General features: G+C 45.6%; 9 protein-coding genes, 12 tRNA genes and 3 rRNA genes. 22 read left to right on the top strand and 2 right to left on the bottom strand.

Annotated features, from left to right (window positions below):
* Positions 1–82 precede the first annotated feature (82 nt).
* A complete protein-coding gene (locus QFZ72_RS25460; protein ID WP_307438932.1) occupies positions 83–1,378 on the bottom strand; it encodes a glutamate-1-semialdehyde 2,1-aminomutase in 1,296 nt (431 codons plus the stop codon).
* 130 nt (positions 1,379–1,508) lie between these two features.
* Here QFZ72_RS25460 and modA point away from each other — a divergent pair, with 130 nt between their 5' ends.
* From modA to perR, 6 genes are all read left to right on the top strand, one after another.
* Complete coding sequence (gene modA / locus QFZ72_RS25455; RefSeq protein ID WP_307438930.1) at positions 1,509–2,297, top strand: molybdate ABC transporter substrate-binding protein; 789 nt, start codon at positions 1,509–1,511, stop codon at positions 2,295–2,297.
* Positions 2,287–2,943, top strand: a complete 657-nt coding sequence (modB, locus tag QFZ72_RS25450) for a molybdate ABC transporter permease subunit (RefSeq protein WP_307440003.1) — start codon at positions 2,287–2,289, stop codon at positions 2,941–2,943. Before modA ends, modB begins: the two co-directional genes overlap by 11 nt.
* A 96-nt stretch (positions 2,944–3,039) precedes the next feature.
* Positions 3,040–3,444, top strand: coding sequence for an ion channel (locus tag QFZ72_RS25445; RefSeq protein ID WP_307438928.1), 405 nt, complete (start codon positions 3,040–3,042; stop codon positions 3,442–3,444).
* A gap of 63 nt (positions 3,445–3,507) precedes the next feature.
* On the top strand, positions 3,508–3,978 hold the full coding sequence (bcp, locus tag QFZ72_RS25440) for a thioredoxin-dependent thiol peroxidase (RefSeq protein WP_307438927.1): 471 nt from the start codon (positions 3,508–3,510) through the stop codon (positions 3,976–3,978).
* 171 nt (positions 3,979–4,149) lie between these two features.
* Positions 4,150–5,103 (top strand): D-2-hydroxyacid dehydrogenase, encoded by a 954-nt coding sequence (locus tag QFZ72_RS25435; RefSeq protein ID WP_307438924.1) that lies wholly within the window; start codon positions 4,150–4,152, stop codon positions 5,101–5,103.
* A 117-nt stretch (positions 5,104–5,220) separates the two neighbouring features.
* Positions 5,221–5,658, top strand: a complete 438-nt coding sequence (perR, locus tag QFZ72_RS25430; protein WP_307438922.1) for a peroxide-responsive transcriptional repressor PerR — start codon at positions 5,221–5,223, stop codon at positions 5,656–5,658.
* A 79-nt stretch (positions 5,659–5,737) separates the two neighbouring features.
* On the opposite strand, the gene QFZ72_RS25425 is transcribed toward perR, so the two are convergent.
* Positions 5,738–6,091, bottom strand: coding sequence for a YgzB family protein (locus QFZ72_RS25425; RefSeq protein WP_070877017.1), 354 nt, complete (start codon positions 6,089–6,091; stop codon positions 5,738–5,740).
* 214 nt (positions 6,092–6,305) lie between these two features.
* On the opposite strand from QFZ72_RS25425, the gene QFZ72_RS25420 reads away from it, so the two are divergent.
* From QFZ72_RS25420 to QFZ72_RS25345, 16 genes are all read left to right on the top strand, one after another.
* Complete coding sequence (locus QFZ72_RS25420) at positions 6,306–7,178, top strand: nucleotidyltransferase-like protein (protein ID WP_307438918.1); 873 nt, start codon at positions 6,306–6,308, stop codon at positions 7,176–7,178.
* Between the two features lie 241 nt (positions 7,179–7,419).
* Positions 7,420–8,969: ribosomal RNA gene (locus tag QFZ72_RS25415) — 16S ribosomal RNA — on the top strand.
* 233 nt (positions 8,970–9,202) lie between these two features.
* Positions 9,203–12,133 (top strand): 23S ribosomal RNA (locus QFZ72_RS25410).
* A 128-nt stretch (positions 12,134–12,261) separates the two neighbouring features.
* A 5S ribosomal RNA gene (gene rrf / locus QFZ72_RS25405) occupies positions 12,262–12,377 on the top strand.
* The 16S, 23S and 5S rRNA genes sit together here with 12 tRNA genes alongside, the layout of an rRNA operon.
* A 15-nt stretch (positions 12,378–12,392) precedes the next feature.
* Positions 12,393–12,467 (top strand) — tRNA-Asn (locus QFZ72_RS25400).
* 4 nt (positions 12,468–12,471) lie between these two features.
* Positions 12,472–12,561, top strand: a tRNA-Ser gene (locus tag QFZ72_RS25395).
* A gap of 14 nt (positions 12,562–12,575) precedes the next feature.
* Positions 12,576–12,650: transfer RNA gene (locus QFZ72_RS25390), tRNA-Glu, on the top strand.
* Positions 12,651–12,666: 16 nt separating this feature from the next.
* Positions 12,667–12,742 (top strand) — tRNA-Val (locus QFZ72_RS25385).
* A 42-nt stretch (positions 12,743–12,784) separates the two neighbouring features.
* Positions 12,785–12,861: transfer RNA gene (locus tag QFZ72_RS25380), tRNA-Met, on the top strand.
* Positions 12,862–12,864: 3 nt separating this feature from the next.
* A tRNA-Asp gene (locus QFZ72_RS25375) sits at positions 12,865–12,940 on the top strand.
* 24 nt (positions 12,941–12,964) lie between these two features.
* Positions 12,965–13,040, top strand: a tRNA-Phe gene (locus QFZ72_RS25370).
* A 22-nt stretch (positions 13,041–13,062) separates the two neighbouring features.
* Positions 13,063–13,138: transfer RNA gene (locus QFZ72_RS25365), tRNA-Thr, on the top strand.
* A gap of 10 nt (positions 13,139–13,148) precedes the next feature.
* Positions 13,149–13,233 (top strand) — tRNA-Tyr (locus tag QFZ72_RS25360).
* An 18-nt stretch (positions 13,234–13,251) separates the two neighbouring features.
* Positions 13,252–13,325: transfer RNA gene (locus QFZ72_RS25355), tRNA-Trp, on the top strand.
* 27 nt (positions 13,326–13,352) lie between these two features.
* Positions 13,353–13,428 (top strand) — tRNA-His (locus tag QFZ72_RS25350).
* Positions 13,429–13,459: 31 nt separating this feature from the next.
* Positions 13,460–13,534, top strand: a tRNA-Gln gene (locus QFZ72_RS25345).
* The last annotated feature ends 3 nt before the right edge of the window (positions 13,535–13,537 follow it).

The following is a 13,537-nucleotide window of genomic DNA, read 5'->3' as shown; positions in this document are numbered from 1 at the left end:
CGCTTATTTGTAAACGTTTTCATTAGTAATTAAATAAATAAAAAAACAGGGACTAAAATCCCTGTTTGAATAAAATGTATATTTATACATTTTGCAACTGCCTGAATGAGCGCTCGACTGCAAGCAATGTTTCCTTGATATCTTCTTCTGTATGAGCAGTTGTAAGGAACCATGCCTCGTACTTGGAAGGAGCAAGATTAACCCCTTCATGAAGCATCAGTTTAAAGAACTTGGCGAACATTTCGCCATCCGTTCTTTCCGCCTGTTCATAATTGACAACCTTCTCTGTCGTAAAGTAGATGGTCAAAGCACCTTTCAATCGGTTCATCGTAATTGGAATTTGATAGGTTTCTGCATGTTTTTGAATGCCTTCTTCAAGTATTTGTCCAAGTTTATCAAGGTTTTCATATACACCTTTTTCCTGAAGCACTTCAAGACAGGCGATCCCTGATAAGATAGAGGCGGGGTTGCCGGCCATTGTTCCGGCTTGATAGGCAGGACCAAGAGGTGCAACTTGTTCCATGATCTTTTTTTTCCCGCCGTATGCACCAATTGGCAGACCGCCGCCAATGATTTTCCCGAGGGCAGTCAAGTCAGGTGTAACACCAAGCATATCCTGTGCTCCTCCGTACATAAAGCGGAATGCTGTGATGACTTCATCATAGATGACAAGAGCTCCGGCATCATGAGCAAGCTCGTTAATTGCTTCTAAAAAACCTGGATATGGTTCAACAATCCCGAAGTTTCCTACGATTGGTTCAACCAGAACAGCTGCAACCTCGTCTCCCCATTTCTCAAGTGCTTCTTTAAAAGGTTCAATATCATTAAAAGGAACCGTGATCACTTCATTTGCAATGCTTTTTGGAACCCCGGCAGAATCGGGTGTGCCGAGAGTCGAAGGTCCGGAGCCCGCCGCAACCAGCACAAGATCTGAGTGACCGTGGTAGCATCCTGCAAATTTAATGATTTTATCCCTGCCAGTATACGCCCTTGCCACACGGATCGTTGTCATAACGGCCTCTGTTCCGGAGTTGACAAAACGTACTTTGTCCATTGCCGGCATTGCCTCTTTCAGCATTTTAGCGAACTTCACCTCATGGGGAGTCGGAGTTCCGTAAAGCACGCCATCTTCTGCTGCTTTTTGAATGGACTTCGTAATGTGCGGGTGAGCATGTCCGGTAATGATTGGGCCGTATGCTGCCAGGTAGTCAATGTACTTATTTCCGTCAACATCCCAGAAATAAGCTCCTTTTGCTCTTTCCATCACAACTGGAGATCCGCCGCCTACCGCTTTATAAGAACGGGAAGGACTATTAACCCCGCCTACAATATGCTGCAACGCTTCTTCGTGAAGCTCTTCAGATTTAGTGAATTTCATGTTTTCCTCCTGAAAAAAATTTCTAAAGTCTATTCTAGCATGTTTAAAAAGGATGAAAAACTTTTGCGCATTTTTTTAGTATAATAGAAAGAAATAGATGATTCAGTAAGTAAAGGGTGGACGCTGACAAGTGCTGAAAAAATACCTGACTTTTCTTATTAGTATAGTTTTCTTAACATCATGCGTATCGCAGCAGAGCGGTCCTGAAAAGAAAACCGTTTTGCTCGTTTCGGCTGCAATAAGTTTAAAAGATTCATTGAATGAGATAAAAAACCAATTTGAGGAAGAGAATCCTTCTATTGAAGTACGCTATAATTTCAGTTCGACCGGCGCTCTAAAGCGTCAAATAGAACAAGGGGCTCCAGTAGATGTCTTTTTTTCTGCTTCAAAAGATCTTTTTGAACAGCTGGGTAAAAAAGGTTTACTAAACGAATCCCTTCAAATGGATTATTTGGGAAACAGCTTAGTGCTTATTACAAATAAAGAGAATGAAACATTAAAAATGCAGGACCTTGCATCAGGTGATTTTGGCAAGATAGCAATAGGCACACCGGAAACGGTTCCTGCCGGCAAGTATGCGAAAGAAGCTCTTGTGCATGATGATTTGTGGGAAAGGAACAAAGACCGAATGGTTTATGCCAAAGATGTGCGACAGGTCCTGTCTTATGTTGAAACAGGCAATGTTTATGCGGGAATTGTTTACAAAACAGATGCCTGGACTTCAGAAAAAGTGAATCAGACCCCGATAGAACCAGCCTCTTATGAGAGTATTATCTATCCAGCCGGTGTGCTGAATGAAACAGAACACGAAAGAGAAGCCGAAGTTTTTTTTCAATTTCTGCAGAAAGAACAATCGATAAAAGTATTTGAGCAGCAGGGATTTAAGGTGCTTCATAAAGGTGATCGCGATGTGGAGTGAATTCAGTCAGCCTATTGCGCTGTCGCTTCAGGTTGCGGTGGTATCCAGTGTAATAGTCGTATTAAGCGGAACTTTTATTGGCAGGATCATGGCAAGAACCTCGTTTAAAGGGAAAACAGTGATTGAGACATTCCTCATGCTGCCGCTTGTTCTCCCGCCTACGGTTGTTGGATTTCTCCTGATTGTCATTTTCGGAATGAATAGCCCGGCTGGTCAACTTATTGAACGCATGGCAGGATTTCCAGTTATTTTCACCTGGTGGGCAGCCGTAATTGCGGCATGCGTAGTTTCTTTTCCTCTGATGTATCAGGCTTCTAAGCTTGGCTTTCAAATGATTGATCGTGAAATCGAGGATGCTTCGAGGGTAGATGGAGCGGATGAACGTCAGGTTTTCAGGCATGTTTCGATCCCGCTCGCGATCCCGTCACTCGTCGCGGGGGCTGTTCTTGCGTTTACAAGAGCTCTCGGTGAGTTCGGGGCAAGCCTGATGTTTGCCGGGAATATTCCGGGGCAGACGCAGACGGCTGCAACTGCTATATATGTAGCGATCGATTCAGGGGATATGACGATGGCGTGGCTTTGGGCTGGGGCGCTTGTTTTGCTTTCGTTCAGTCTTTTGTTCGTTGTCCAGCTTATAAGAAAATAGATGCGAAATTTAATTTTAAGACAGGCCGAATATTAAGGACCTTCTTGTATATATTGTACCATTACGTGTTTTGGAGACATGAGGTGCTGCACATATATGGGAGGGTTATTTGCTATAGCTGTATCGTTGTGTTTGCTGATGAGTTTTAACATCTTCTTCCGCACATTTAAGGAACGAAATTTTCTATCTATAGATACACTGTTAATTGTCATCTTCTTATATCTTTCAATTTTGATTGGCTTTAGTATGATTTTCTTAATTTTGGACTCCAGCGGGTTTGAGGTGCTTGTTGATAATGGGGTTATTATGGAAGGAACCTATCTTGAGCGTTTGCATACTTGTCTGTATTTCAGCGCTGTTACTCTTTTTTCATTAGGATATGGAGATGTCATTCCGATTGGGTTTGGCAGACTGCTTGCCGTTCTCGAAGCGCTTATAGGATATGTTCTGCCTGCTGTTTTTGTTGCAAGAACGGTGTGGGGACTGGAAAAAGGGTCATAAGTTGAATCATTCTTTGGAATTGGGTAGTCTTAAGCTAAACCAATTTTTGCGGAGGCTGATAGTATGACAACTCAAATCGGACAAACTGCACCAGATTTTGAACTGACAGCTGATAACGGGGAAAAAGTGAAGCTTTCAGATTTTAAAGGAAAGCATGTCATTCTTTATTTTTACCCAAAAGATATGACCCCTGGCTGCACAACGCAGGCATGTGACTTCAGAGATCAGCACAAAAGCTTTGAGGTGCTTGATGCTGTCATCCTTGGAGTCAGTACAGATGCACAGAGCAAGCATGAAAAATTCAAAGCCAAGTACGATCTTCCATTTCTTTTATTGGTTGACGAAGATCACGAAGCTGCTGAAAAATACGGAGTATGGAAGCTGAAGAAAAACTTTGGAAAAGAATATATGGGGATTGAACGTTCAACTTTCCTTATCAATAAGGACGGCGAGCTTGTCAAAGAGTGGCGGAAAGTAAAAGTGAAAGGCCATGTTGAAGAAGCCCTTCAATATATGAAAGAAAATTTGTCATAACAGGCCTTTTTTTTAGAAATTGAGTCAAACGTCCAGACAAAAAATAAGAACCCTGAGTATGTTGTAAAGAAGGCATAACCTCCTCATTCGTTAGCGCAATTAAGTGCAGGAACTTTGGTTCCTGCACTCTTTTTATTCTGATAAAATAAAAGGAAAAAGGGGAATTTGAATGTGAAGATTTTATCAACAGTAAAGCTGCCCGGTTATTTGAAGGAAGAATTAGTAAATGAATTTCCAGAAGTGAATTTTAATTTTGACAACAGGATCAATGAAGTCATGGACGAAGTAAAAGAAGCAGAAGTGATTTTGACATACGGTGAAGATCTGACAGCTGACATTATTGGACAAGCAAAAGAACTGAAATGGCTGATGGTTGCGTCTGCAGGAATGGATAAGCTCCCTTTTGATGCGTTAATTCATCAGAATATACTGGTCACCAACTCTAAAGGTGTGCATAAGATTCCAATGGCTGAGTATACAATCTCAATGATGCTGCAAATTTCAAGAGAGTCACAGCAGCTGCGTGAGAATCAGCAGGAGAGAAAATGGGACCGCAGAGTAAAAATGCATGAACTCCATGGGAAAAAGATCTTTATATTAGGAGCGGGTGCAATCGGAACTGAAATTGCAAGGCTCGCAAAAGCTTTCGGGATGAAAACGGAAGGGATGAACAGATCCGGGAGAATCGTTGAATATTTTGATGAAATCCATACATACAATGGTTTAGAAGAAGGAATGAGAAAAGCAGACTTTGTTGTTTCTGTTCTGCCTAGTACAAAAGAAACGAAAGGGATATTGGATTATAAGATATTCAGCTTGATGAAACCAGAAGGCGTCTTCATTAACATTGGGCGCGGAGATGCGGTATGTGAAGATGATTTAGTAAAAGTGCTGAACGAGGGAAAGCTAAAGCATGCAGTACTTGATGTGTTCAGAGAGGAACCATTGAGACAAGATCATCCCTTCTGGGGAATGAAGAATGTAACAGTAACACCGCATTTGTCCGGCATCACAGAGAACTATCTCCCTAGAGCGATGGATATTTTTAAAACAAACTTGGCGTTATATATAGATGGAGATTATGCATCCATGGAAAATGCAATTGAATTAAGACAAGGATACTGAGGCAAAAAATCACAGCCAGGCTGTCTAACCGCAATTGACAAAAGTCCCAGTCACAATGTACACTATTTATAAATATTATAAAGTAAGAATGTTTTTCAGGAAAGAGGTGCATAGCGGATGTCTGAACATCAGTTAAAAGAAGCACTTGACACGCTGAAGCAGACTGGAGTGCGCATTACTCCCCAGCGTCATGCCATTTTAGAATACCTTATTCAAACTATGACTCACCCTACAGCTGATGATATTTATAAATCCTTGGAAAGCAAATTTCCAAATATGAGCGTTGCAACGGTCTATAACAATTTGCGTGTATTTCGCGAGGTAGGCCTTGTCAAAGAATTAACGTACGGGGATGCTTCGAGCAGATTTGATTTTGTCACAACGGAGCATTACCATGTTATTTGTGAAAAATGCGGAAAGATTGTAGATTTTCATTATCCGGGACTAGATGAGGTAGAACATCTTGCTTCACACGTGACAGGTTTTAAAGTAAGTCACCATCGTATGGAGATCTACGGAGTTTGCGGAAGCTGCGAAAAGAAAGAAATGCATTAAACGGACTGAATGTCTTTATAAGCATTCAGTCTTTTTTTCTAATATAAAAGCGGGGTGCATATACTGCACTCCGCTTTTTTTATTCGACCGTTTTGCGATTGTATTTTTCATCAAAGTCTTTGCCTTCCAGATTCGGATCCAGCGTCAGCGGTTCGTTGCAATACATGCACATATCAACCCTGCCGAGAATCTTCGTTGTTTTGCCGCATGAAGGGCATGTTACTTGAACAGCTTTAGTCGAGAGCATGCCGATCCAGAAGTAAACCACCGTGCTTCCTACTATAGATAATAACCCGAGCATCATGAATATGGTCATGACAATCGGAGAAGTTCTGAAGAAAATACCAATATACATAATAAAAAATCCAATAAAGACTAAACTCAATGCAAACGTGCGGATTTTATTAATCTTGCTAGAATATTTCGCTGCCATTATTCCAACCTCCTAAATACAAATATAGCACAAATGTAAGGGATTTCGCAGAAAATATCCAATGGTCCCTTAAATAAAAACGACATGAAATCTCAGAAAATAATAGATTCTCTCTCAGCATTCACTTATAATTTTGAGGTGCTGTATTTGAAAGGGATTTTATCTCTTATGTAGAATTCTGATATATAGTCATAAATTAAATGGGGGAATCACAATGGAAAATCTTCTCCGTCCTATTTATCAAGAGAGAGCAAGTCATCCAGACACATTAGCAATCGTCATGATTGAAAAGAGAAATCAAACATCACCGCTTACAGATAATTTGGATGTCGCGCTGCTTGTTATTGTAAAAGAAGCGAAGCAGCCTGTTTATATTAAGCATTATGAATCTGACAATCAAAAGGCTTCACTGAATATAGTGACTGATGAACAGATCCAGCAGTGGATCCTGCTTGGGACAAACCGCCGCATCGTAGAATGGATTTTAAATGGGAAAGTTCTATTTGACAGAAATGAATACCTTGGCAAGCTTTTGGATCGTCTAAAAATGTTTCCTTTCTCAGAACGCAGATTAAAAATCGGCCTCGAGTATGGCAAGCTTATTAGAAGATACTTGGAAGGCAAGGTGTTTTTTGAATCAAAGCAGTTCCTTGATGCGTACAATCATATCGTTCACGCCCTTCATCATCTGGCCAGGCTTGAAGTGATTGATCATGGATTTTATCCTGAGGTTACGGTCTGGAATCAAGTGAGGCAGATGGAACCGCAGGTTTATAAGCTGTATAAAGAGCTGGTTGAAAGTGAAGAGTCATTAGAAAAAAGACTTGAACTCCTCTTTTTGGCGAGTGATTTCCTGATCCACTCCAAATCAGAAATTGGTGCAGGACACCTGTTAAGCATCCTTTCTGAAAAAGAAGTGTGGCACTATGCAGAGCTTCTCGAGCATCCGGAAGCTAAATATTATTCGGTAGATTTAAGTGTGTTATTAGAGTTTCTTGTAGATAAAAATTTCGTTGAAGTTGTTCAGATTGAGACGAAAGGACAGAGAATTTTCCATCGCGGATATTCTGTTACAAAAAAGTATTGACTTAAGTTTTTTACGATGATATATTAATAAGCGTCGCTGCTGAAGCAAGTTCAAACATGACGGCGCAGACAGCGACTTTCAATTAAAAAAACTTCTTAAAAAATGTTGACACTGAGTTAACGAAATGTTATATTAAGAAGGTCGCTTCAAGAGCGAAAATGATCTTTGAAAACTAAACAAAACCAAAAGCGTACCAAACGTTTTAAATTTTTAAGTCAGCAACAAATTGAGTCACAAATTTTCTTCGGAGAGTTTGATCCTGGCTCAGGACGAACGCTGGCGGCGTGCCTAATACATGCAAGTCGAGCGGACTTGCTGGAGCTTGCTCCAGCAAGTTAGCGGCGGACGGGTGAGTAACACGTGGGCAACCTGCCTGTAAGACTGGGATAACTCCGGGAAACCGGAGCTAATACCGGATAGTATCTTGAACCGCATGGTTCAAGTTGGAAAGACGGTTTCGGCTGTCACTTACAGATGGGCCCGCGGCGCATTAGCTAGTTGGTGAGGTAATGGCTCACCAAGGCAACGATGCGTAGCCGACCTGAGAGGGTGATCGGCCACACTGGGACTGAGACACGGCCCAGACTCCTACGGGAGGCAGCAGTAGGGAATCTTCCGCAATGGACGAAAGTCTGACGGAGCAACGCCGCGTGAGTGATGAAGGTTTTCGGATCGTAAAACTCTGTTGTTAGGGAAGAACAAGTGCGAGAGTAACTGCTCGCACCTTGACGGTACCTAACCAGAAAGCCACGGCTAACTACGTGCCAGCAGCCGCGGTAATACGTAGGTGGCAAGCGTTGTCCGGAATTATTGGGCGTAAAGCGCGCGCAGGCGGTTTCTTAAGTCTGATGTGAAAGCCCCCGGCTCAACCGGGGAGGGTCATTGGAAACTGGGAAACTTGAGTGCAGAAGAGGAGAGTGGAATTCCACGTGTAGCGGTGAAATGCGTAGAGATGTGGAGGAACACCAGTGGCGAAGGCGACTCTCTGGTCTGTAACTGACGCTGAGGCGCGAAAGCGTGGGGAGCGAACAGGATTAGATACCCTGGTAGTCCACGCCGTAAACGATGAGTGCTAAGTGTTAGAGGGTTTCCGCCCTTTAGTGCTGCAGCTAACGCATTAAGCACTCCGCCTGGGGAGTACGGTCGCAAGACTGAAACTCAAAGGAATTGACGGGGGCCCGCACAAGCGGTGGAGCATGTGGTTTAATTCGAAGCAACGCGAAGAACCTTACCAGGTCTTGACATCCTTTGCCACTTCTAGAGATAGAAGGTTCCCCTTCGGGGGACAAAGTGACAGGTGGTGCATGGTTGTCGTCAGCTCGTGTCGTGAGATGTTGGGTTAAGTCCCGCAACGAGCGCAACCCTTGATCTTAGTTGCCAGCATTCAGTTGGGCACTCTAAGGTGACTGCCGGTGACAAACCGGAGGAAGGTGGGGATGACGTCAAATCATCATGCCCCTTATGACCTGGGCTACACACGTGCTACAATGGATGGTACAAAGGGCTGCGAGACCGCGAGGTTTAGCCAATCCCATAAAACCATTCTCAGTTCGGATTGCAGGCTGCAACTCGCCTGCATGAAGCTGGAATCGCTAGTAATCGCGGATCAGCATGCCGCGGTGAATACGTTCCCGGGCCTTGTACACACCGCCCGTCACACCACGAGAGTTTGCAACACCCGAAGTCGGTGGGGTAACCGCAAGGAGCCAGCCGCCTAAGGTGGGGTAGATGATTGGGGTGAAGTCGTAACAAGGTAGCCGTATCGGAAGGTGCGGCTGGATCACCTCCTTTCTAAGGATATATGAGGACGCTTTTGGTTTTTGTTTGGTTTTGAGAGATCATTCTCTCTATGATAGAAGACAAATCAACTGATTTGTCAGTTGTTCTTTGAAAACTAGATAACGTAATTGATAACAAGTAATTCACTGAGATTTACGCTTACCATAATTAGTGATTTTCTAGACATTTATGTCTAAACAAACAACGAAATGCGAAACGCATCTGATGATGCGATTGACCATTTAGGTTAAGTTATGAAGGGCGCACGGTGGATGCCTTGGCACTAGGAGCCGATGAAGGACGGGACTAACACCGATATGCTTTGGGGAGCTGTAAGTAAGCTTTGATCCAGAGATTTCCGAATGGGGAAACCCACTGTTCGTAATGGAACAGTATCTTTATCTGAATACATAGGATAAAGAAGGCAGACCCGGGGAACTGAAACATCTAAGTACCCGGAGGAAGAGAAAGCAAACGCGATTTCCCAAGTAGCGGCGAGCGAAACGGAATTAGCCCAAACCAAGAGGCTTGCCTCTTGGGGTTGTAGGACACTCTATACGGAGTTACAAAGGAACGGGGTAGATGAAGCGACCTGGAAAGGTCCGTCAGAGAAGGTAATAACCCTGTAGTCGAAACTTCGTTCCCTCCAGAGTGGATCCTGAGTACGGCGGGACACGAGAAATCCCGTCGGAAGCAGGGAGGACCATCTCCCAAGGCTAAATACTCCCTAGTGACCGATAGTGAACCAGTACCGTGAGGGAAAGGTGAAAAGCACCCCGGAAGGGGAGTGAAAAGATCCTGAAACCGTGTGCTTACAAGTAGTCAGAGCCCGTTAATGGGTGATGGCGTGCCTTTTGTAGAATGAACCGGCGAGTTACGATCCCGTGCAAGGTTAAGTTGATGAGACGGAGCCGCAGCGAAAGCGAGTCTGAATAGGGCGTTTCAGTACGTGGTCGTAGACCCGAAACCAGGTGATCTACCCATGTCCAGGGTGAAGTTCAGGTAACACTGAATGGAGGCCCGAACCCACGCACGTTGAAAAGTGCGGGGATGAGGTGTGGGTAGCGGAGAAATTCCAATCGAACCTGGAGATAGCTGGTTCTCTCCGAAATAGCTTTAGGGCTAGCCTCAAGTATGAGAGTCTTGGAGGTAGAGCACTGATTGGACTAGGGGCCCTCATCGGGTTACCGAATTTAGTCAAACTCCGAATGCCAAAGACTTGCTCCTTGGGAGTCAGACTGCGAGTGATAAGATCCGTAGTCAAGAGGGAAACAGCCCAGACCACCAGCTAAGGTCCCAAAGTATACGTTAAGTGGAAAAGGATGTGGAGTTGCTTAGACAACCAGGATGTTGGCTTAGAAGCAGCCACCATTTAAAGAGTGCGTAATAGCTCACTGGTCGAGTGACTCTGCGCCGAAAATGTACCGGGGCTAAACGTATCACCGAAGCTGTGGACTGTTCTTACGAACAGTGGTAGGAGAGCGTTCTAAGGGCGTTGAAGCTAGACCGTAAGGACTGGTGGAGCGCTTAGAAGTGAGAATGCCGGTATGAGTAGCGAAAGAGGGGTGAGAATCCCCTCCACCGAATGCCTAAGGTTTCCTGAGGAAGGCTCGTCCGCTCAGGGTTAGTCGGGACCTAAGCCGAGGCCGAAAGGCGTAGGCGATGGACAACAGGTTGATATTCCTGTACCACCTCCTCACCATTTGAGCAATGGGGGGACGCAGGAGGATAGGGCAAGCGCGCTGTTGGATATGCGCGTCCAAGCAGTTAGGCTGAGAAGTAGGCAAATCCGCTTCTCATATAAGGCTGAGCTGTGATGGCGAGGGAAATTTAGTACCGAAGTTCCTGATTCCACACTGCCAAGAAAAGCCTCTAGCGAGGTGAGAGGTGCCCGTACCGCAAACCGACACAGGTAGGCGAGGAGAGAATCCTAAGGTGAGCGAGAGAACTCTCGTTAAGGAACTCGGCAAAATGACCCCGTAACTTCGGGAGAAGGGGTGCTTTTTAGGGTTCATAGCCCTGAAAAGCCGCAGTGAATAGGCCCAGGCGACTGTTTAGCAAAAACACAGGTCTCTGCGAAGCCGCAAGGCGAAGTATAGGGGCTGACGCCTGCCCGGTGCTGGAAGGTTAAGAGGAGAGGTTAGCGCAAGCGAAGCTTTGAATTGAAGCCCCAGTAAACGGCGGCCGTAACTATAACGGTCCTAAGGTAGCGAAATTCCTTGTCGGGTAAGTTCCGACCCGCACGAAAGGCGTAACGATCTGGGCACTGTCTCAACGAGAGACTCGGTGAAATTATAGTACCTGTGAAGATGCAGGTTACCCGCGACAGGACGGAAAGACCCCGTGGAGCTTTACTGTAGCCTGATATTGAATTTTGGTACAGCTTGTACAGGATAGGTAGGAGCCTTGGAAGCCGGAGCGCCAGCTTCGGTGGAGGCATTGGTGGGATACTACCCTTGCTGTATTGAAATTCTAACCCACAGCCCTGATCGGGCTGGGAGACAGTGTCAGGTGGGCAGTTTGACTGGGGCGGTCGCCTCCTAAAATGTAACGGAGGCGCCCAAAGGTTCCCTCAGAATGGTTGGAAATCATTCGCAGAGTGTAAAGGCACAAGGGAGCTTGACTGCGAGACCTACAAGTCGAGCAGGGACGAAAGTCGGGCTTAGTGATCCGGTGGTTCCGCATGGAAGGGCCATCGCTCAACGGATAAAAGCTACCCCGGGGATAACAGGCTTATCTCCCCCAAGAGTCCACATCGACGGGGAGGTTTGGCACCTCGATGTCGGCTCATCGCATCCTGGGGCTGTAGTCGGTCCCAAGGGTTGGGCTGTTCGCCCATTAAAGCGGTACGCGAGCTGGGTTCAGAACGTCGTGAGACAGTTCGGTCCCTATCCGTCGTGGGCGCAGGAAATTTGAGAGGAGCTGTCCTTAGTACGAGAGGACCGGGATGGACGCACCGCTGGTGTACCAGTTGTCTTGCCAAAGGCATCGCTGGGTAGCTATGTGCGGAAGGGATAAGTGCTGAAAGCATCTAAGCATGAAGCCCCCCTCAAGATGAGATTTCCCATCACGCAAGTGAGTAAGAACCCTGAAAGATGATCAGGTTGATAGGTCTGAGGTGGAAGCGCGGTGACGTGTGGAGCTGACAGATACTAATCGTTCGAGGACTTAACCACAGTCTAATAAAGTGTATAACCTAAGTGAATCTTGTTATCAAACGTTATTTAGTTTTGAAAGAATAACTTCTTTCAAAAAAAAGCTTGAAATCTTTTGATTTCATAGTATAATAATTTTTGTCACTATGTCTGGTGATGATGGCAAAGAGGTCACACCCGTTCCCATGCCGAACACGGAAGTTAAGCTCTTTAGCGCCGATGGTAGTTGGGGGTTTCCCCCTGTGAGAGTAGGACGTTGCCAGGCTGGTGAAAATATTATTCCGCAGTAGCTCAGTGGTAGAGCTATCGGCTGTTAACCGATCGGTCGTAGGTTCGAGTCCTACCTGCGGAGCCATTTTGGAGAGCTGTCCGAGTGGCCGAAGGAGCACGATTGGAAATCGTGTAGGCGGTAACCCGTCTCAAGGGTTCGAATCCCTTGCTCTCCGCCACTACTTATATAAATGGCCCGTTGGTCAAGCGGTTAAGACACCGCCCTTTCACGGCGGTAACACGGGTTCGAATCCCGTACGGGTCACCAACATCATTTTCACTGCGGAGGATTAGCTCAGCTGGGAGAGCATCTGCCTTACAAGCAGAGGGTCGGCGGTTCGAGCCCGTCATCCTCCACCATCTTTACTGAATAAAGCAGCACAAAACTTCATTTATTATTGTCGCGGGGTGGAGCAGTCTGGTAGCTCGTCGGGCTCATAACCCGAAGGTCGCAGGTTCAAATCCTGTCCCCGCAACCAAATGGTCCCGTGGTGTAGCGGTTAACATGCCTGCCTGTCACGCAGGAGATCGCCGGTTCGATCCCGGTCGGGACCGCCATTCTTAATTAAAAAAGAATAAAATGGCTTGGTAGCTCAGTCGGTAGAGCAAAGGACTGAAAATCCTTGTGTCGGCGGTTCGATTCCGTCCCAAGCCACCATTTTTACTTCATACTATTAAATGCCGGTGTAGCTCAATTGGTAGAGCAACTGACTTGTAATCAGTAGGTTGGGGGTTCAAGTCCTCTTGCCGGCACCACTTACAGTGTGGAGGGGTAGCGAAGTGGCTAAACGCGGCGGACTGTAAATCCGCTCCCTCCGGGTTCGGCGGTTCGAATCCGTCCCCCTCCACCATTTTATAAAAAAGAATATAGGGGCATAGTTTAAAGGTAGAACAGAGGTCTCCAAAACCTCCGGTGTGGGTTCGATTCCTACTGCCCCTGCCAATAATTTAAATCTTATATAGTATAATGGCGGTTGTGGCGAAGTGGTTAACGCACCAGATTGTGGCTCTGGCATTCGTGGGTTCGATTCCCATCAGTCGCCCCATTTTTTACTTAATAGGTTTTTTGTTCTGTTTTGGGCTATAGCCAAGCGGTAAGGCAACGGACTTTGACTCCGTCATGCGCTGGTTCGAATCCAGCTAGCCCAGCCATTT

This window comes from Bacillus sp. V2I10 (genome assembly GCF_030817055.1).
GTDB lineage: Bacteria > Bacillota > Bacilli > Bacillales > Bacillaceae > Bacillus_P.
Note: the sequence above shows the minus strand (reverse complement) of the source record. Positions and strands in the feature narration are given on the sequence as shown.

Bases quoted from the DNA above. Each gene is read 5' to 3' on its own strand.
- QFZ72_RS25460 (WP_307438932.1), bottom strand. From the start codon at position 1,378: ATGAAATTCACTAAATCTGAAGAGCTTCACGAAGAAGCGTTGCAGCAT.
- modB (WP_307440003.1), top strand. From the start codon at position 2,287: ATGTGGAGTGAATTCAGTCAGCCTATTGCGCTGTCGCTTCAGGTTGCG.
- QFZ72_RS25445 (WP_307438928.1), top strand. From the start codon at position 3,040: ATGGGAGGGTTATTTGCTATAGCTGTATCGTTGTGTTTGCTGATGAGT.
- bcp (WP_307438927.1), top strand. From the start codon at position 3,508: ATGACAACTCAAATCGGACAAACTGCACCAGATTTTGAACTGACAGCT.
- perR (WP_307438922.1), top strand. From the start codon at position 5,221: ATGTCTGAACATCAGTTAAAAGAAGCACTTGACACGCTGAAGCAGACT.
- QFZ72_RS25425 (WP_070877017.1), bottom strand. From the start codon at position 6,091: ATGGCAGCGAAATATTCTAGCAAGATTAATAAAATCCGCACGTTTGCA.
- QFZ72_RS25420 (WP_307438918.1), top strand. From the start codon at position 6,306: ATGGAAAATCTTCTCCGTCCTATTTATCAAGAGAGAGCAAGTCATCCA.